This window comes from Mixta mediterraneensis, assembly GCF_030283135.1.
GTDB lineage: Bacteria > Pseudomonadota > Gammaproteobacteria > Enterobacterales > Enterobacteriaceae > Pantoea > Pantoea mediterraneensis.
Map to the genome: position 1 here is coordinate 213,566 of NZ_JASUAZ010000002.1, position 17,701 is coordinate 231,266.

The 17,701-nt window shown below is 52.3% G+C and carries 15 protein-coding genes and 2 tRNA genes; 15 read left to right on the forward strand and 2 right to left on the reverse strand.

Annotated elements, in window-relative coordinates; genetic code table 11:
• Position 1 precedes the first annotated feature (1 nt).
• The 15 genes from glmM (at position 2) to QRY16_RS02845 (ending at position 15,592) form a co-directional block, all read left to right on the forward strand.
• Entirely contained in the window at positions 2 to 1,336 is a 1,335-nt protein-coding gene (gene glmM / locus QRY16_RS02780; protein WP_289775560.1) for a phosphoglucosamine mutase, read from the forward strand.
• 104 nt (positions 1,337 to 1,440) lie between these two features.
• Positions 1,441 to 2,481 (forward strand): IS481 family transposase, encoded by a 1,041-nt coding sequence (locus QRY16_RS02785; protein WP_193403339.1) that lies wholly within the window; start codon positions 1,441 to 1,443, stop codon positions 2,479 to 2,481.
• Positions 2,482 to 2,759: 278 nt separating this feature from the next.
• Entirely contained in the window at positions 2,760 to 3,095 is a 336-nt protein-coding gene (gene secG, locus QRY16_RS02790) for a preprotein translocase subunit SecG (RefSeq protein WP_193405183.1), read from the forward strand.
• Between the two features lie 48 nt (positions 3,096 to 3,143).
• A tRNA-Leu gene (locus QRY16_RS02795) sits at positions 3,144 to 3,230 on the forward strand.
• 59 nt (positions 3,231 to 3,289) lie between these two features.
• Positions 3,290 to 3,366: transfer RNA gene (locus QRY16_RS02800), tRNA-Met, on the forward strand.
• A 209-nt stretch (positions 3,367 to 3,575) separates the two neighbouring features.
• On the forward strand, positions 3,576 to 4,028 hold the full coding sequence (gene rimP / locus QRY16_RS02805) for a ribosome maturation factor RimP (RefSeq protein WP_193405182.1): 453 nt from the start codon (positions 3,576 to 3,578) through the stop codon (positions 4,026 to 4,028).
• 24 nt (positions 4,029 to 4,052) lie between these two features.
• Positions 4,053 to 5,540, forward strand: coding sequence for a transcription termination factor NusA (gene nusA / locus QRY16_RS02810; RefSeq protein ID WP_289775561.1), 1,488 nt, complete (start codon positions 4,053 to 4,055; stop codon positions 5,538 to 5,540).
• A 17-nt stretch (positions 5,541 to 5,557) separates the two neighbouring features.
• Positions 5,558 to 8,248: a translation initiation factor IF-2 gene (gene infB, locus QRY16_RS02815; protein WP_193405180.1), complete on the forward strand. Its 2,691-nt coding sequence runs from the start codon at positions 5,558 to 5,560 to the stop codon at positions 8,246 to 8,248.
• Positions 8,249 to 8,313: 65 nt separating this feature from the next.
• Positions 8,314 to 8,721, forward strand: coding sequence for a 30S ribosome-binding factor RbfA (gene rbfA / locus QRY16_RS02820; RefSeq protein ID WP_193405179.1), 408 nt, complete (start codon positions 8,314 to 8,316; stop codon positions 8,719 to 8,721).
• Complete coding sequence (gene truB, locus QRY16_RS02825; RefSeq protein ID WP_289775562.1) at positions 8,721 to 9,665, forward strand: tRNA pseudouridine(55) synthase TruB; 945 nt, start codon at positions 8,721 to 8,723, stop codon at positions 9,663 to 9,665. The genes rbfA and truB overlap by 1 nt, the downstream gene beginning before the upstream one ends.
• 128 nt (positions 9,666 to 9,793) lie before the next feature.
• Positions 9,794 to 10,063 carry a 30S ribosomal protein S15 gene (gene rpsO, locus QRY16_RS02830; RefSeq protein ID WP_193405177.1) on the forward strand — a complete coding sequence of 90 codons (270 nt, stop codon included), beginning with the start codon at positions 9,794 to 9,796 and terminating at the stop codon, positions 10,061 to 10,063.
• Between the two features lie 306 nt (positions 10,064 to 10,369).
• Complete coding sequence (gene pnp / locus QRY16_RS02835) at positions 10,370 to 12,502, forward strand: polyribonucleotide nucleotidyltransferase (protein WP_289775607.1); 2,133 nt, start codon at positions 10,370 to 10,372, stop codon at positions 12,500 to 12,502.
• A gap of 129 nt (positions 12,503 to 12,631) precedes the next feature.
• Complete coding sequence (gene nlpI / locus QRY16_RS02840) at positions 12,632 to 13,516, forward strand: lipoprotein NlpI (protein ID WP_289775563.1); 885 nt, start codon at positions 12,632 to 12,634, stop codon at positions 13,514 to 13,516.
• Between the two features lie 110 nt (positions 13,517 to 13,626).
• Positions 13,627 to 13,701, forward strand: coding sequence for a protein YrbN (yrbN, locus tag QRY16_RS22175; RefSeq protein WP_419776103.1), 75 nt, complete (start codon positions 13,627 to 13,629; stop codon positions 13,699 to 13,701).
• On the forward strand, positions 13,694 to 15,592 hold the full coding sequence (locus tag QRY16_RS02845; RefSeq protein ID WP_289775564.1) for a DEAD/DEAH family ATP-dependent RNA helicase: 1,899 nt from the start codon (positions 13,694 to 13,696) through the stop codon (positions 15,590 to 15,592). The genes yrbN and QRY16_RS02845 overlap by 8 nt, the downstream gene beginning before the upstream one ends.
• Before the next feature lie 437 nt (positions 15,593 to 16,029).
• Here the strand turns inward: QRY16_RS02845 and QRY16_RS02850 are convergent, their stop codons facing one another.
• Together QRY16_RS02850 and QRY16_RS22180 are read right to left on the reverse strand one after the other, a co-directional pair.
• Positions 16,030 to 17,040, reverse strand: a complete 1,011-nt coding sequence (locus QRY16_RS02850; RefSeq protein WP_289775565.1) for a luciferase-like monooxygenase — start codon at positions 17,038 to 17,040, stop codon at positions 16,030 to 16,032.
• Between the two features lie 187 nt (positions 17,041 to 17,227).
• Entirely contained in the window at positions 17,228 to 17,584 is a 357-nt protein-coding gene (locus QRY16_RS22180; RefSeq protein WP_419776105.1) for a hypothetical protein, read from the reverse strand.
• Positions 17,585 to 17,701: the final 117 nt, after the last annotated feature.

Sequence of the window (17,701 nt, forward strand, 5' to 3'; positions counted from 1 at the left end):
TATGAGCAATCGTAAATATTTCGGTACAGATGGTATTCGCGGCAAGGTGGGAGAAACGCCGATCACGCCTGACTTTGTACTGAAGCTGGGCTGGGCGGCGGGCAAAGTTCTGGCACGTCACGGCTCAAAAAAAATCATTATCGGCAAGGATACCCGTATTTCTGGTTATATGCTGGAATCGGCGTTAGAAGCAGGTCTGGCGGCAGCGGGCTTATCCGCAGCCTTTACTGGCCCGATGCCGACGCCAGCCATTGCCTACCTGACGCGCACCTTTCGCGCTGAGGCCGGTATCGTTATTTCTGCATCGCATAATCCTTTTGACGATAACGGCATCAAGTTTTTCTCTTCCGAAGGCACAAAATTGCCCGATGAGGTGGAAGAAGCGATTGAACTGGAAATGGAAAAGCCAATCACCTGTGTGGAGTCTGCTGCACTGGGACGCGCCAGCCGCATCGTCGATGCAGCCGGACGCTACATTGAATTTTGCAAAGGTACGTTCCCGAGCGAGTTAAACCTCAATGGCCTGAAAATTGTGGTGGATTGCGCAAATGGTGCCACTTATCACATCGCCCCGAATGTACTGCGTGAATTAGGCGCGACCGTCATCGCTATCGCGACACAACCCGATGGGATGAATATCAACAAAGAATGCGGCGCAACCGATCTGAAAACGCTTCAGCAGCGCGTACTCGCTGAAAAAGCGGATATCGGTTTAGCCTATGACGGTGATGGCGACCGCATCATGATGGTTGATCATCTGGGCGCAAAAGTGGATGGCGACCAAATCCTCTACATCATCGCGCGTGAAGGATTGCGTCAGGGCCAACTGCGCGGCGGCGTCGTAGGCACTCTGATGAGTAATATGGGGCTGGAGCTGGCACTTAAGCAGCTTGGTATCCCCTTTATCAGGGCAAAAGTTGGCGACCGCTACGTCCTGGAAAAAATGCAGGAAAAAGGCTGGCGGCTGGGAGCAGAAAACTCCGGCCACGTTATTTTGCTGGATAAGACCACCACCGGGGACGGTATTGTGGCAAGTTTGCAAGTGCTCACTGCAATGGTGCGTAATCATATGAGCCTGCATGATTTGTGTAGCGGTATGAAAATGCTGCCACAGGTGCTGGTGAATGTACGTTTTTCGGGCGAACACGATCCCCTACAAAGCGAATCAGTAAAAGAAGTCACTGCGGAAGTTGAAAAAACGCTGGCAGGTCGTGGCCGCGTTTTGTTACGTAAATCAGGTACTGAACCGCTGATTCGTGTCATGGTTGAAGGTGAAAATGAGTCGCAGGTCACTGAGTTAGCTAATCGCATCGCTGACCAGGTGAAGGCTATTTAAGCTGTATTAGTCGCGACTTGATCTGACACTGGACCTTGAAAGGTTGAGAGTTACCGGTTTTGATATGGGTGTCTAATCCTTATACAAAACACGAGGTAACTCTCATGCTTCATACTAACAATCCCATCATCAAACACAAAGCCGGCCTGCTCAATCTGGCCGAAGAACTCGGTAACGTATCAAAAGCCTGTAAAATCATGGGGGTGTCACGCGACACATTCTACCGCTACCAGGAGCTAGCTGAAGAAGGCGGCATTGACGCGCTGGTTAATCAAAACCGTCGGGTACCCAACCTGAAGAATCGGGCCGATGAAGCCACTGAACGGGCGGTTGTTGAGTACGCCGTTGAGTTCCCGGCCCACGGTCAGCACCGGACCAGTAATGAGCTGCGTAAAAAAGGCGTGTTTATCTCCGGCAGCGGCGTGCGCTCCATCTGGCAACGACATGACCTGGAGAACTTCCGTAAGCGGCTGAAGGCGCTTACGGAAAAGGTCGCCAGAGAAGGCATTGTGCTTACCGATGCTCAAATCGCCGCACTGGAGAAGAAGGTGCACGATGACGAAGCCTGCGGTGAAATCGAAACGGCTCACCCGGGTTATCTGGGGTCGCAGGACACCTTCTACGTTGGGAATCTGAAAGGCGTTGGCCGCATCTACCAGCAGACGTTCGTGGATACGTACTCGAAAATGGCTCACTGCAAGCTGTATACGAGTAAAACGCCGATCACTGCAGCCGACCTGCTTAATGATCGGGTACTGCCGTTCTATGAGGCTCAGGGGCTGCCGATGCTGAGAATACTGACCGACAGGGGCACAGAGTACTGCGGTAAAGTAGAGCAACATGATTATCAGCTGTATCTGGCCATCAACGATATCGACCATACGAAAACGAAAGCGATGTCCCCGCAGACGAACGGTATCTGCGAGCGCTTCCATAAAACCATTTTGCAGGAGTTTTATCAGGTTACGTTCCGCAAGAAGCTATATGCAGACCTGGAGAGCCTGCAAATGGATCTGGACAACTGGTTGTGGCATTACAATAATGAGCGAACTCATCAGGGGAAAATGTGCTGCGGGCGTACGCCAATGGCCACGTTACTTGATGGAAAACGGGTCTGGGCAGAAAAGAATCTGAACCAGATTTAATCTGACAGACACCTGTATAAATAACCGGTAACTGTCAGATCAGGTCTGAGCTAGTACATTTAAGCGGATGACAGGCGGTTCTGCTTATCGAACCGCCTGTAAAATCACCGGGATGGCGCTTTTTTCCGCAAACGGCGTGCGTGGCGTAAATTGCACTTGCAGAGGTTTGCGCCTTTGGTTAGTATTCACACCCGCTTCTGATGGGCGATGACGAGATACCCCATCAATACTGGTTGAAGCTTTAACTGTGCGATTATCGTGCAAGGAACAGGTTGAATATGTACGAAGCTCTTTTAGTTGTTTTCCTTATTGTGGCTATCGCCCTTGTGGGTTTGATCATGCTGCAGCAAGGCAAAGGCGCTGATATGGGAGCCTCATTCGGTGCAGGCGCATCCGGCACGCTGTTTGGTTCTACGGGTTCAGGTAACTTTATGACCCGCATGACTGGCATCCTGGCGGCATTGTTCTTCATCATCAGCCTGGTTCTCGGTAACCTGAACAGCAATAAAACTTCGAAAGGAAGCGAGTGGGAAAACCTTTCAGCGCCAGCGCAGTCTCAGCAGACTGAACAGCCAGCGCAACCGGCAACGCCGGGTAACGATATTCCAAAATAATTCGTCAATGCTTGCGACGCAACTGATTCACGTTGCGGTCTGAAAAGTGCCGAGGTGGTGGAATTGGTAGACACGCTACCTTGAGGTGGTAGTGCCCGATTGGGCTTACGGGTTCAAGTCCCGTCCTCGGTACCAAATCTTAGTATTACTTGCATTCTATGCTTGTTCGGCGTAATATTCGCCACGTTTTCGGACGCGGGGTGGAGCAGCCTGGTAGCTCGTCGGGCTCATAACCCGAAGGTCGTCGGTTCAAATCCGGCCCCCGCAACCACTTTCCCTTAGCGTTCTTTTTCAAATATACTGTGTGCATCTACGGGCGCATTTACAGCGAATTTTAAAAAAATTCTTTTGGATTGTGTCCGGGCCGCTTTGCGGCATACAGGGTCCAGTGATAAAAAGCCCCGAATTTTCGGGGTTTTTTGTTATTAGTGAATCGTAATACTGGGCTTTAGGCCCTTTTTTTATGTCTTGGGGGTGGGCTTGTCCACATTAGAGCAAAAATTGACAGAGTTGGTATCGGCTCCAGTAGAAGCGCTGGGCTACGAACTGGTGGGAATTGAATTCGTTCGTGGTCGCACATCCATTCTGCGCATCTATATTGATAGTGAAGATGGCATCAATGTCGATGATTGTGCGGATGTCAGCCACCAGGTAAGCGCAGTAATGGATGTGGAAGATCCCATTACCGTGCCTTACAACCTTGAAGTGTCCTCACCGGGGCTCGATCGTCCGCTGTTTACCGCTGAACATTATGTGCGCTTTACAGGTGATGAAGTGAGTCTGGTGCTGCGTATGGCCGTTCAAAACCGCCGTAAATGGCAAGGGATCATTAAGTCTGTTGAAGGCGAGATGATCACGGTAAACGTTGAGGGTAACGATGAAGTGTTCGCGCTGAGTAATATTCAGAAAGCGAACCTGGTCCCCCACTTTTAAAAGTCCGGATTGAGGCTAACCAGGATGAATAAAGAGATCTTAGCTGTTGTAGAAGCCGTTTCTAACGAAAAAGCCCTGCCGCGTGAGAAAATCTTCGAAGCGCTGGAGAGCGCGCTGGCTACTGCGACCAAGAAAAAGTACGAGCAAGAAATTGACGTACGCGTAAGCATTGATCGCAGAAGCGGCGATTTCGATACGTTCCGCCGTTGGGAGATCGTAGAAGAGGTTACACAACCGACCCGCGAGATCACGCTGGATGCGGCCCGCTTCGAAGATGAAGCATTCAATCTGGGCGAATATGTTGAAGATCAGATTGAATCGGTGACCTTCGACCGCATCACTACCCAAACCGCGAAACAGGTTATCGTACAAAAAGTACGTGAAGCTGAACGCGAAATGGTGGTTGATCAGTTCCGCGAGCAGGAAGGCGAAATTATTACTGGCGTGGTGAAAAAAGTTAACCGCGACAATATTTCGCTGGATTTAGGTAACAATGCCGAAGCGGTTATTCTGCGTGAAGACATGTTGCCGCGCGAAAACTTCCGCCCAGGCGACCGCATTCGCGGCGTGCTGTATTCAGTGCGCCCAGAAGCGCGTGGCGCGCAGCTGTTTGTGACCCGCTCTAAACCAGAGATGTTGATCGAACTGTTCCGCATTGAAGTGCCTGAAATTGGCGAAGAAGTGATCGAAATTAAAGCCGCAGCTCGTGATCCGGGTTCGCGTGCCAAGATCGCGGTAAAAACGAATGACAAACGTATCGATCCAGTGGGTGCCTGTGTAGGCATGCGCGGCGCGCGTGTCCAGGCTGTTTCCAGCGAACTGGGTGGCGAGCGCATCGATATTGTTCTGTGGGACGACAACCCGGCACAGTTTGTTATTAACGCCATGGCTCCGGCTGATGTGGCATCAATCGTGGTGGATGAAGATAATCACACCATGGATATCGCTGTTGAAGCTGGCAATCTGGCTCAGGCGATCGGTCGTAACGGCCAAAACGTGCGTCTGGCTTCCCAGTTAAGTGGTTGGGAACTGAACGTGATGACTGTCGATGATCTGCAAGCTAAGCATCAAGCTGAAGCGCACGCCGCCATCGATATGTTCACTAAACATCTCGACATCGATGAAGACTTCGCCACCGTATTGGTAGAAGAAGGATTCTCCTCGCTGGAAGAGTTGGCTTATGTGCCAATCGACGAGTTGCTGGAAATCGACGGTCTCGACGAAGAGACTATAGAAGCCCTGCGTGAACGAGCAAAAAATGCGTTAACCACCCTGGCATTAGCGAAAGAAGAGAGCCTTGGTAATCAGGAGCCCGCTGAGGATCTTCTGAATCTTGAAGGCCTGGATCGTGCGCTGGCTTATCGCCTGGCAGCAAAAGGCGTTTGCACGCTGGAAGATCTCGCTGAGCAAGGTGTTGACGATCTGACGGATATTGAAGGTTTGACTGATGAGCAAGCTGGCGCGCTAATTATGGCCGCTCGAAATATCTGCTGGTTCGGCGATGACGCGTAATAACAGGAAGGAACAGCATGACAGATGTAACCGTAAAATCGCTGGCCGCAGAAATTCAGACTCCGGTCGATCGCCTGGTACAGCAATTTGCTGATGCGGGGATCCCTAAGTCTGAAAACGACGCAGTGTCCCAGCACGAGAAAGAAACCTTACTGTCTCACCTGAATCGTGAGCATGGTCAGGCCGGTTCAGGCAAGCTGACGTTGCAGCGCAAAACGCGTAGCACCTTGAATATTCCAGGCACCGGGGGTAAAAGTAAGTCGGTGCAAATTGAAGTCCGCAAAAAGCGCACATACGTGAAAGGCGATGCAGAATCTGAGCAAGCTCAGGCAGAAGCAGAAGCTGAGGCGCAGCGTGTAGCGGAAGAGCAGGCGCAACGCGAGGCTGAAGAGAAAGCCCGTCGCGAAGCTGAACAAAAAGCGCAACGTGAAGCCGAAGAAAAAGCCAGGCGCGAAGCCGCTGACAAGGCCAAACGTGCAGCAGCGGAAAACGAGAAAGTGACAAATCAACCTACCGATCACGCGACCAGGGCTGCGCAGTCTGACAAAGCCCGTCGCGAAGCAGAAGCTGCCGAACTGAAGCGTAAGGCTGAAGAAGAAGCCCGCCGCAAGCTCGAAGAAGCGGCGCGTCTCGCAGCTGAAGAAGCCCGCCGTCTGGCCGAAGAAAAAGCGGCTGAATGGGAAAAACCGGAAGAAGAAGATAAAGGCGATTATCACGTCACGACTTCTACGCACGCACGCCAGGCAGAAGACGAGAACGATCGTCAGGTCGAAGCTGGTCGTGCACGTACTCGCAGCACCAAAGCAGCGCGTCCGGCGAAAAAAGGCAACAAGCATTCAGAAGCCAAAACTGACCGTGAAGAAGCGCGTGCCGCTATTCGTGGCGGTAAAGGTGGCAAACATCGTAAGCCAAGCGCGTTACAGCAGAGCTTCAACAAACCCGCTCAGGCCGTTAACCGCGATGTCATCATCGGTGAAACCATCACCGTAGCCGAGCTGGCTAACAAGATGGCGGTGAAAGGTTCGCTGGTCATTAAAGCAATGATGAAGATGGGCGCCATGGCGACTATCAACCAGGTTATCGATCAGGAAACCGCTCAGCTGGTTGCTGAAGAAATGGGCCATAAAGTTACCCTTCGTCGTGAAAACGAGTTGGAAGAAGCGGTAATGGGCGATCGTGATACCGATGCGGCGCAGGAGTCTCGTGCACCCGTTGTGACTATCATGGGCCACGTTGACCACGGTAAAACTTCCTTGCTGGATTACATTCGCTCCACCAAAATCGCCTCTGGCGAAGCGGGCGGCATTACTCAGCATATCGGTGCTTATCACGTCGAAACTGACAATGGCATGGTGACGTTCCTTGACACCCCAGGTCACGCCGCGTTTACCGCGATGCGTGCGCGTGGTGCTCAGGCAACGGACATCGTTATCCTGGTTGTTGCAGCGGATGATGGCGTCATGCCACAGACCATTGAAGCAATCCAGCATGCCAAAGCGGCGAAAGTGCCGGTTGTGGTGGCTGTGAACAAGATTGATAAGCCAGAAGCCGATCCAGACCGTGTTAAGAATGAGCTGACACAGTACGGTATCATCCCGGAAGAGTGGGGCGGCGAAAACATGTTCGTCAACGTTTCTGCAAAAGCCGGAACCGGTATTGATGACCTGCTTAACGCCATTCTGCTGCAAGCGGAAGTTCTCGAATTAACAGCTATTCGTGAAGGTATGGCGAGCGGTGTCGTTATCGAATCGTTCCTCGACAAAGGTCGTGGTCCGGTTGCGACCGTGCTGGTACGTGAAGGTACGCTGAACAAAGGCGACATCGTACTGTGCGGCTTCGAATATGGTCGCGTTCGTGCGATGCGTGATGAACTGGGTCGTGAAGTGGCGGAAGCGGGTCCTTCTATCCCGGTTGAAATTCTGGGCCTGTCTGGCGTTCCGGCTGCGGGTGATGAAGCGACCGTAGTGCGTGACGAGAAAAAAGCACGTGAAGTTGCGCTGTATCGTCAGGGTAAATTCCGCGAAGTGAAACTGGCGCGCCAGCAGAAGTCGAAGCTGGAGAATATGTTCGCCAACATGACTGAAGGCGAAGTGTCCGAGTTGAACATCGTGCTGAAAGCTGACGTACAGGGTTCTGTGGAAGCTATCTCCGACTCCTTGCTAAAACTTTCTACCGACGAAGTGAAAGTGAAGATTGTTGGCTCTGGCGTAGGCGGTATCACAGAAACCGACGCCACCCTGGCAGCAGCTTCGAACGCCATTATCCTGGGCTTTAACGTGCGTGCCGATGCATCAGCGCGTCGCGTCATTGACGCGGAAAGCGTGGACCTGCGCTACTACTCGGTCATCTATAACCTGATCGATGAAGTGAAAGCAGCCATGAGCGGCATGTTGGCACCGGAGTATAAACAGCAGATTATTGGTCTGGCTGAAGTCCGTGATGTGTTCAAATCACCGAAATTTGGCGCTATCGCAGGTTGCATGGTGACGGAAGGTAATATCAAACGTCACAATCCAATTCGCGTTCTGCGTGACAACGTGGTGATTTACGAAGGTGAACTGGAATCACTGCGTCGCTTTAAAGATGACGTTAATGAAGTTCGTAACGGCATGGAGTGTGGTATCGGCGTTAAGAACTATAACGACGTCCGTACTGGCGACATGATTGAAGTCTTTGAAGTGATTGAAGTTAAACGCACCATCGCATAAATATCCGCTGATGTGATGCAATTTGGGAGGCCGCTGGCCTCCCGAATTATTTTGGAGAAATGATTATGGCGAAAGAATTTGGTCGCCCGCAGCGCGTATCACAAGAGCTGCAAAAAGAGATAGCGATGATTCTGCAGCGCGAAATTAAAGATCCACGTCTGGGCATGATGGTTACCGTCTCCGGCGTTGAGGTCTCACGCGATCTCGCTTATGCCAAAGTGTTTGTCACCTTCCTCAACGACAAAGATGAAGAAGCGGTGAAAAACGGCCTGAAAGCACTGAAAGAAGCGTCTGGCTATATTCGCATTCTGCTGGGCAAAGCGATGCGCCTGCGCATCGTGCCTGAACTGACCTTTTTCTACGACAACTCACTGATAGAAGGGATGCGTATGTCTAATCTCGTGAGTAGCGTCGTGAAAAACGATGCTGAACGTCGTGGAACAGATGCAAAGGATGAGGACGAGGAAGCGTAATGAGTCGTCCCCGTCGACGCGGCCGTGATGTCCATGGCGTTCTGCTGTTGGATAAGCCGCAAGGTGCCTCTTCCAATGATGTTCTGCAAAAGGTGAAGCGTATTTTTAACGCAAACCGGGCAGGCCATACTGGCGCGCTTGATCCGCTGGCAACCGGCATGCTGCCGATTTGCCTGGGAGAAGCGACCAAGTTTTCCCAGTATTTGTTAGATTCCGATAAGCGCTATCGCGTTATCGCCCGTCTTGGCGAGCGTACTGATACGTCGGATGCCGACGGCAACGTGGTGCAAACGCGCCCGGTCACTTTTACTCAGGCTGAACTGGATGCTGCGCTGGATAGTTTCCGTGGCGAGACGCAACAGATTCCGTCAATGTTCTCAGCATTGAAGTATCAGGGACGACCGCTCTACGAATATGCGCGTCAGGGCATTGAAATAGCGCGAGATGCGCGCCCCATCACCGTCTACGAATTGCAATTTATTCGCTGGCACGATGATGAGCTGGAGCTGGAAATCCATTGTTCCAAAGGGACGTATATTCGCACCATTATCGATGATCTGGGCGAGAAGCTCGGCTGCGGTGCCCACGTCATTATGTTGCGCCGCGTGCAGGTTGCGCGGTATCCCTTTGAAAAAATGGTAACGCTGGAGCAGCTTAATGCGCTGCTTAACGCCGCCACTGAAGCAGGAATTCCGCTTGCTGAGCAACTTGATCCGCTGTTGTTGCCAATGGATAGTCCGGCCTCTGCTTTTCCGGAAGTTAATCTGCCTTCGACGGTTGCAGCCTACTTCAGGCAAGGGCAGCCGGTACAGGCCAGCAATACCCCCCCGGAAGGATTAGTACGCGTTACGGAAGGGGATGAACGCAAGTTCATTGGCATGGCCGAAATTGCTGATGATGGACGTGTGGCGCCACGTCGTCTGGTGGTTGAGTACCAGGATTGAGCCATGCGCTGTTTTCGCCTGACGGGACATTTGCGTTGCCATCGGGCGAAGAGTAGAATGGCGCGGCTTTAAAGCGGGATGCTGAATTAGAGATCGGCACCCATACATTCATTTAACTGGAGTTTATTATGTCTCTAAGCGTAGAAACTAAAGCAGAGATCGTTGCTAAATATGGTCGTGGCGCTAACGACAGCGGTTCAACCGAAGTTCAGGTTGCACTGTTGACCGCGCAGATCAACCATCTGCAGGGCCACTTCTCTGAGCACAAAAAAGACCACCACAGCCGCCGCGGTCTGCTGCGTATGGTATCTCAGCGTCGTAAGCTGCTGGATTACCTGAAGCGTAAAGACGTTGCACGCTACAGCAGCCTGATTGAAAGCCTCGGTCTGCGTCGCTAAGTCTGAAGAATCTGATCAAGGACATCACGCAGACAGTTTGCAAAAAATCGTCTACGATCAGATTCGTGCGAGTTTCGCGAAAAGGGGGCCTTTATGGCCCCTTTTTTCGAGCAATCGGCAGCAATCCAGACCAAACTCATGTATTGTTGCTTAGAGTGATCTTCGATTGCAGAGGTTCGCGCGGCTAATGAGAGGCTTTACCGCAGGGGCGGTTAAGGGTTGTCATTAGTCGCGAGGATGCAACAGAAGATCGGTAATCAATGGCAGGCTAAAGATAGCTCTGCCCCGAAGTTAAGGATGTTAATTTTGCTGAACCCGATCGTACGCAAATTCCAATATGGTCAGCATACCGTCACGCTGGAAACCGGCATGATGGCACGCCAGGCCACTGCAGCCGTTATGGTGAGCATGGATGATACGGCAGTATTCGTTACCGTTGTTGGCCAGAAAAAAGCTAAGCCAGGTCAGGATTTCTTCCCACTGACTGTAAACTATCAAGAACGTACCTATGCTGCTGGTCGTATCCCTGGAAGCTTCTTCCGTCGTGAAGGCCGTCCAAGCGAAGGCGAAACGCTGATTGCGCGTCTGATTGACCGCCCGGTTCGCCCGTTGTTCCCGGAAGGTTTTGTTAACGAAGTTCAGGTTATCGCTACCGTCGTTTCGGTAAACCCGCAGGTTCATCCAGACATCGTTGCGATGATTGGTGCTTCTGCTGCGCTGTCTCTGTCTGGTATCCCATTCAACGGCCCAATCGGTTCTGCGCGCGTCGGTTACATCAACGACCAATACGTACTGAACCCAACTGCGGATGAGCTCAAACAATCTCGTCTGGATCTGGTTGTTGCCGGTACGCAGAATGCGGTACTGATGGTTGAATCTGAAGCTGACGTGCTCACTGAAGAACAAATGCTGGGCGCGGTCGTTTTCGGCCACGATCAGCAGCAGATTGTTATCGAAAATATTAATGCGCTGGTTGCCGAAGCGGGCAAACCACGTTGGGACTGGCAACCAGAAGCGACCAACGATGCACTCAATACACGCATCGCTGCGTTGGCTGAAACGCGCCTGAGTGATGCTTACCGCATTACAGAAAAACAGCAGCGCTACGAGCAGATCAACCTGATCAAAAGCGAAACTACTGCTGCTCTGCTGGCGGAAGACGAAACGCTGGACGAAGGTGAAATCAGCGATCTGCTGCACGCTATTGAGAAGAACGTGGTACGTACCCGTATTCTGAATGGTGAGCTGCGCATTGACGGCCGTGAAAAAGATATGATCCGTGGCCTGGACATTCGTACTGGCGTGTTACCCCGTACTCATGGCTCTTCACTGTTTACCCGTGGCGAAACGCAGGCGCTGGTTACCGCGACGCTAGGGACTACGCGTGATGCGCAGAATCTGGATGAGCTGATGGGTGAACGTACCGACAGCTTCCTGTTCCACTATAACTTTCCTCCTTACTCCGTTGGCGAAACCGGTATGGTTGGTTCGCCGAAGCGTCGTGAAATTGGTCACGGTCGTCTGGCGAAGCGTGGTGTGTTGGCCGTTATGCCAAAAGCGGAAGATTTTCCTTACACCGTGCGCGTAGTGTCAGAAATCACCGAATCAAACGGCTCATCGTCCATGGCTTCGGTCTGTGGTGCTTCACTGGCATTGATGGATGCAGGCGTGCCGATTAAAGCCGCTGTTGCAGGTATCGCAATGGGCCTGGTGAAAGAGGGCGAGAAGTTTGTTGTTCTGTCTGACATCCTGGGCGATGAAGATCACCTTGGCGACATGGACTTCAAAGTCGCGGGTAGCCGTGATGGCGTAACTGCGCTGCAGATGGACATCAAAATCGAAGGTATCACCCGCGAAATCATGCAGGTAGCGCTGAACCAGGCTAAGGGTGCACGTCTGCATATCCTGGGCGTTATGGAACAGGCAATCAGCACACCGCGTACCGAGATTTCTGAATTTGCACCACGCATCTACACCATCAAAATCAATTCAGACAAGATCAAGGATGTTATCGGTAAAGGCGGTTCAGTGATTCGTGCGCTGACTGAAGAAACCGGTACGACCATTGAAATCGAAGATGACGGTACCGTGAAAATTGCGGCCACCGACGGTCTGAAAGCGAAAGAAGCTATTCGCCGCATCGAAGAAATTACAGCTGAAATCGAAGTGGGCCGCATTTACAATGGTAAAGTAACGCGCATTGTTGATTTCGGTGCTTTTGTTGCGATCGGCGGCGGTAAAGAAGGCCTGGTGCATATTTCGCAAATCGCCGATAAGCGTGTTGAGAAAGTCACTGACTATCTGCAGATGGGTCAGGAAGTACCGGTCAAGGTGATGGAAGTTGATCGTCAGGGTCGCGTACGTCTGAGCATTAAAGAAGCGACAGAAGCCGCGCCGCAGGTTGAAGAAGCTGCAGCGAGCACACCTGACGCTGAGTAATACGTTCCTGATTTGCCTCTCCTTGCCTGGCGGGGAGAGGCGTTTGTGTTATCGCGAGGGCGGGAATCCTTGTGCACAGCAGGCGGATGACAGGACGGTTATCCCAATGTTTGTATTCGGGAGTGGGAAATGAAGCCTTTTTTGCGCTGGTGTTTTGTTGCGACAGCTTTAACGCTGGCAGGATGCAGCAACTCCAATTGGCGTAAGAACGAAGTTCTTGCAGTACCTCTACAGCCCACACTGCAACAGGAAGTGATTCTGGCGCGTATGGAACAAATACTTGCCAGTCGCGCCCTCACCGATGATGAACGCGCACAGCTGTTATATGAGCGCGGAGTGTTGTATGATAGTCTAGGTCTACGGGCATTAGCGCGGAACGATTTCTCGCAAGCGTTGTCTATTAGACCTGATATGCCGGAAGTATTTAATTACCTCGGCATATATTTAACGCAGGCGGGCAATTTTGATGCCGCCTATGAAGCGTTTGATTCTGTACTTGAGCTTGATCCAACTTACAACTATGCGCATTTAAACCGTGGTATCGCCCTCTATTACAGCGGTCGATACAAGTTAGCGCAAGATGATCTGCTGGCGTTTTATCAAGACGATCCTAACGATCCTTTCCGCAGTTTGTGGCTCTATCTCGTTGAACGTGAGACAGATGTCGACAAAGCAAAAGTAACGTTGCAACAGCGTTATGACAAAGCGGTTCGAGATCAATGGGGATGGAATATTGTCGAGTTCTACCTTGGCGACATCAGCGAAAAAACGCTGATGGAACGTCTCAAGGCAGACGCAACGGATAATACCTCGCTCGCTGAACATCTCAGTGAAACCAACTTCTATTTAGGTAAGTACTACCTAAGTCTGGGGGAGAAGGACGACGCGAAAGCGTTGTTCAAACTGGCGGTGGCCAACAACGTAAACAACTTTGTTGAACACCGATACGCATTGTTGGAACTGGCGCAACTCGGCCAGGCACAAGACGATTTATCAGAATCTGACCAGCAATAGCTGACGAACTTTTATTGCCTGAATACCTGTAAAGTCATCATCTTCAAGGGTGAAGGCTTTTTTGTTCGTCAAAACTTTTAATTTGAGCCGGTTCACACTTTTTGATGAAAATGACTGAAAGTTTTCACGACGAGTTATGTAGACTGGCCGCCGAAATCTACGAGGCACGTGTACTACATGACTGATATTCAAACCACTTTTGCTGACCTTGGCCTGAACGCCGACATCCTCGAATCACTGAACGGTATGGGTTACGTTAAACCCTCTCCAATCCAGGCTGAGTGTATTCCTCACCTGCTGGCTGGCCGTGATGTGTTGGGTATGGCGCAGACCGGGAGTGGTAAAACTGCGGCCTTCTCACTGCCGCTGTTAAACAACATTGATCCAACCGTCAAAGCACCACAAATTCTGGTGCTGGCACCCACCCGCGAATTGGCGGTTCAGGTTGCTGAAGCTGTAACTGAATTCTCTAAACATATGCGCGGCCTGAATGTTGTGGCCCTTTACGGCGGCCAACGTTACGACGTACAGCTGCGCGCCCTGCGCCAGGGGCCACAAGTTGTTGTGGGTACGCCTGGCCGTCTGCTAGACCATTTGAAACGCGGTACGTTAGATCTGTCTAATCTGCGTGGTCTGGTGCTGGACGAAGCTGATGAAATGCTGCGTATGGGCTTCATCGAGGACGTTGAAACTATCATGGCGCAGATTCCAGAAGGTCATCAGACCGCTCTGTTCTCTGCCACCATGCCGGAAGCGATCCGTCGTATCACTAAACGCTTCATGAAAGATCCGCAGGAAGTGCGAATCCAGTCAAGCCTGACTACGCGCCCGGACATCAGCCAGTCTTACTGGACCGCTTACGGTCGCAAAACTGACGCGCTGGTTCGCTTCCTTGAGTCTGAAGATTTTGATGCCGCTATCATCTTCGTACGTACTAAAAACGCAACTCTGGAAGTGGCCGAAGCGCTGGAGCGTAGCGGTTATAACAGTGCTGCACTGAATGGTGACATGAATCAGGCCCTGCGTGAGCAGACACTGGAGCGCCTGAAAGATGGTCGTCTGGACATCCTGATTGCTACCGATGTTGCTGCTCGTGGTCTGGACGTTGAGCGTATCAGCCTGGTTGTTAACTATGACATCCCGATGGACGCAGAATCATACGTTCACCGTATTGGTCGTACCGGTCGTGCTGGCCGTGCTGGTCGTGCGCTGCTGTTCGTTGAGAACCGCGAGCGCCGCCTGCTGCGCAACATCGAACGCACCATGAAGCTGACTATCCCGGAAGTTGAGCTGCCAAATGCAGAGCTGCTGGGTCAGCGTCGTCTGGCTAAGTTTGCGGCTAAAGTTCAGCAGCAGCTGGAAAGCAGCGATCTGGATATGTATCGTGCGCTGCTGGCTAAGTTACAGCCGGAAGAAGAGCTGGATATGGAAACGCTGGCTGCTACGCTGCTGAAAATGGCGCAAGGCGAACGTCCGCTGATCCTGCCACCAGATGCACCGCGTCCACAGCGCCGTGAGTTCCGCGATCGTGATGACCGTGATGGTCGTCGTGACGGCCGCGAATCTCGTGGTTCACGCGACAGCCGTGATGGCGATCGTCCTCGTCGCGAGCGTCGTGATGTTGGCGAAATGCAGCTGTACCGCATTGAAGTTGGCCGTGATGATGGGGTTGAAGTTCGTCACATTGTTGGCGCGATTGCTAACGAAGGCGACATCAGCAGCCGTTACATTGGTAACATCAAACTGTTCGGTACGCACTCAACTATCGAGCTGCCAAAAGGCATGCCGGGCGAGGTACTGCAACACTTTACTCGCACGCGTATTCTGAATAAGCCGATGAATATGCAACTGCTGGGTGATGCACAGCCGCACGAAGGCCGTGGCGGTGAGCGTCGTTCAGGTGGTCGTGACTTCGGTGGCGAGCGTCGTGGTGGCGGTGCGGGTCGTGAAGGCGGTCGTCGTTTCTCTTCTGAACGCCCTGGCGGCCGTGAAGGCGCTGGACGTAGCTTCAACCGCGAAGGCGGTCGTGGCCCTCGTCGTGAAGATGGTGCTGCACCACGTCGTCGTGATGCATAAAACTGAGCGGGGCAGCAATGCCCGCTAAGTGGTGACCAGCCTTAGCGCGGGTTACTGTTTTCTGTACGCTAAAACGCCTGATGCATTGCATCAGGCGTTTTTATTTCAGGCCAGGTAAGCGCTGGCTACTTACATTCCTCACCCATCCCTACCTTCGCGCCTTTCCGTGTCTGCCAAACTCATCCTGACTCTTTGTTTCTGCAAACCAGTAAGCCTTTCTTACTGCCCGTTTCGACGCAGCAGAATTTGCTAACGGCATGGTGCAAAAACCAGCCGTCATTAAATGAAAGATATTTATGATGACGAAGCGGACAGATTATTGGGGAGTAACAACGTGCCTCGCCGTTTTGCCATCCATAAGCCGACAGGTAAGCGCGACTCTTTATCAACTGGCGGTGAGGGGCACAGAGCGATAAGCCGCCCCACCGCAGCCTGGATTACAACGCGCGGGCGGCGTCCATTGCGATGGCAAATGAACGCAAACGTGCTTGCGGGTCATGGATCTGACCATTAACCATAATCTCATCAGCCTGCGTTTCGCGCAGCAGAGCCGCTAAACCGTGGCGTATTTTATCGCCATCACCGACTAATGACATGCTCAACGCCTGCTGCACGCCGTACTGTTCTGACGGCGACCACAGGCTATCCATGTTCTGTACGGGCGCAGGTAACGGGCCAGGTTTGCCACGACGCAGGTTGATAAATTGCTGCTGCTGCGAAGTAAACAGGAAGCGCGCATCCTTATCACTGTCGGCGGCAACGACATTAATACATACCGTCGCGTAAGGCCTGGCAAGCCGTGCAGAGGGCTGGAAGTTTTCGCGATAAAGATGCAGAGCCTGGAACAGCTGGTCCGGCGCAAAATGCGAGGCAAAAGCAAACGGCAAGCCCATTTTTGCAGACAGTTGGGCGCTATAAAGACTGGATCCCAACAGCCACACCGGAATTTTCATCCCTAAACCCGGCACGGGCTGCACGGGCGGCTGCTCATCTGTTTCTGCATCGAACCAGTTGATAAGTTCCTGAACATCATCCGGGAAGGTGTCGGCCTGAGCGCTGGAAAGATGTCGACGCAGTGCCATCATGGTGCGCTGGTCTGAGCCAGGCGCGCGGCCTAAGCCCAGATCAATACGGCCAGGATAAAGTGAGGCGAGCGTACCAAACTGCTCGGCAATGACCAGCGGCGCGTGGTTAGGCAGCATAATTCCGCCCGAACCTAATTGCAGTTTTTCAGTATTCGCCGCGAGATAACCAATCAGCACCGCAGTTGCCGCGCTGGCAATGCCGGTCATATTATGGTGCTCAGCCAGCCAGTAGCGCTGATAGCCTAACGCTTCAGCCTGACGCGCCAGCGCCAGTGAGTTATGGAAAGCGTCACGCGGCGTGGCGCCTTGTGGAATCGGGGCCAGATCCAAAACGGAAAGGCGGACGTTTTTTTTCTCAGACATGGGTACTCCAAAGTGTATGGCGCAAGCGTTAAATCCTGCTCCAACCAGTATTATGCATCCTTACCCATATTAAAACTGTTAACGTTAGCCGGAATATAGCCTGTATGTGCCTTTCATTCGGGCTATGTCAGAACCATAGCCGTCAGCCTGCGCCAGTACCCGTTGCATTCGTTGCCGTTCGCTAACATCAGCGGCGCCTGGCGCGCGTGCGATTTAACGCGCCGCCCCCTGGGATAATGGATACAGCAGGTTCCGCAGGCACCTTTGGCTCGATTTTCTGAGCGAACACGTCAACAGCGCCAGCGCACCACACCGCCCGGATGCGCAAGAGCGTTAATCGCCACCTACAATTTACGGCGATGCAGATGATGCTGATGGAGATAACGTGCGGCTTTCGCCAGTTTTTATCCATGAGTTTCAAACCGGCAAAATGGCGTGCGTTGGTGTTATCTTTCAGGCCGACACAGACCGCATCCGCCCCACCGCGGTTCGCAGGGCGGTCAGAGTGCCTGTCGGCCATAGTCATTCCAAATTCACCCGACATAGTGGTGAGCGCCGCGTCTGGACATACGCTTGTAAGGCTGCGAAATGCAAAATCCTCTTTATCGCTGCGTTTTTTACCTTCTCTGGAAAACTTTATTGATCTCAGCGGAGGCGCAGA

Excerpts from the sequence above, each read along its gene's own strand:
- glmM (WP_289775560.1), top strand. The coding sequence starts at position 2 with ATGAGCAATCGTAAATATTTCGGTACAGATGGTATTCGCGGCAAGGTG.
- QRY16_RS02785 (WP_193403339.1), top strand. The coding sequence starts at position 1,441 with ATGCTTCATACTAACAATCCCATCATCAAACACAAAGCCGGCCTGCTC.
- secG (WP_193405183.1), top strand. The coding sequence starts at position 2,760 with ATGTACGAAGCTCTTTTAGTTGTTTTCCTTATTGTGGCTATCGCCCTT.
- nusA (WP_289775561.1), top strand. The coding sequence starts at position 4,053 with ATGAATAAAGAGATCTTAGCTGTTGTAGAAGCCGTTTCTAACGAAAAA.
- infB (WP_193405180.1), top strand. The coding sequence starts at position 5,558 with ATGACAGATGTAACCGTAAAATCGCTGGCCGCAGAAATTCAGACTCCG.
- rbfA (WP_193405179.1), top strand. The coding sequence starts at position 8,314 with ATGGCGAAAGAATTTGGTCGCCCGCAGCGCGTATCACAAGAGCTGCAA.
- truB (WP_289775562.1), top strand. The coding sequence starts at position 8,721 with ATGAGTCGTCCCCGTCGACGCGGCCGTGATGTCCATGGCGTTCTGCTG.
- rpsO (WP_193405177.1), top strand. The coding sequence starts at position 9,794 with ATGTCTCTAAGCGTAGAAACTAAAGCAGAGATCGTTGCTAAATATGGT.
- nlpI (WP_289775563.1), top strand. The coding sequence starts at position 12,632 with ATGAAGCCTTTTTTGCGCTGGTGTTTTGTTGCGACAGCTTTAACGCTG.
- QRY16_RS02845 (WP_289775564.1), top strand. The coding sequence starts at position 13,694 with ATGACTGATATTCAAACCACTTTTGCTGACCTTGGCCTGAACGCCGAC.
- QRY16_RS02850 (WP_289775565.1), bottom strand. The coding sequence starts at position 17,040 with ATGTCTGAGAAAAAAAACGTCCGCCTTTCCGTTTTGGATCTGGCCCCG.
- QRY16_RS22180 (WP_419776105.1), bottom strand. The coding sequence starts at position 17,584 with ATGTCGGGTGAATTTGGAATGACTATGGCCGACAGGCACTCTGACCGC.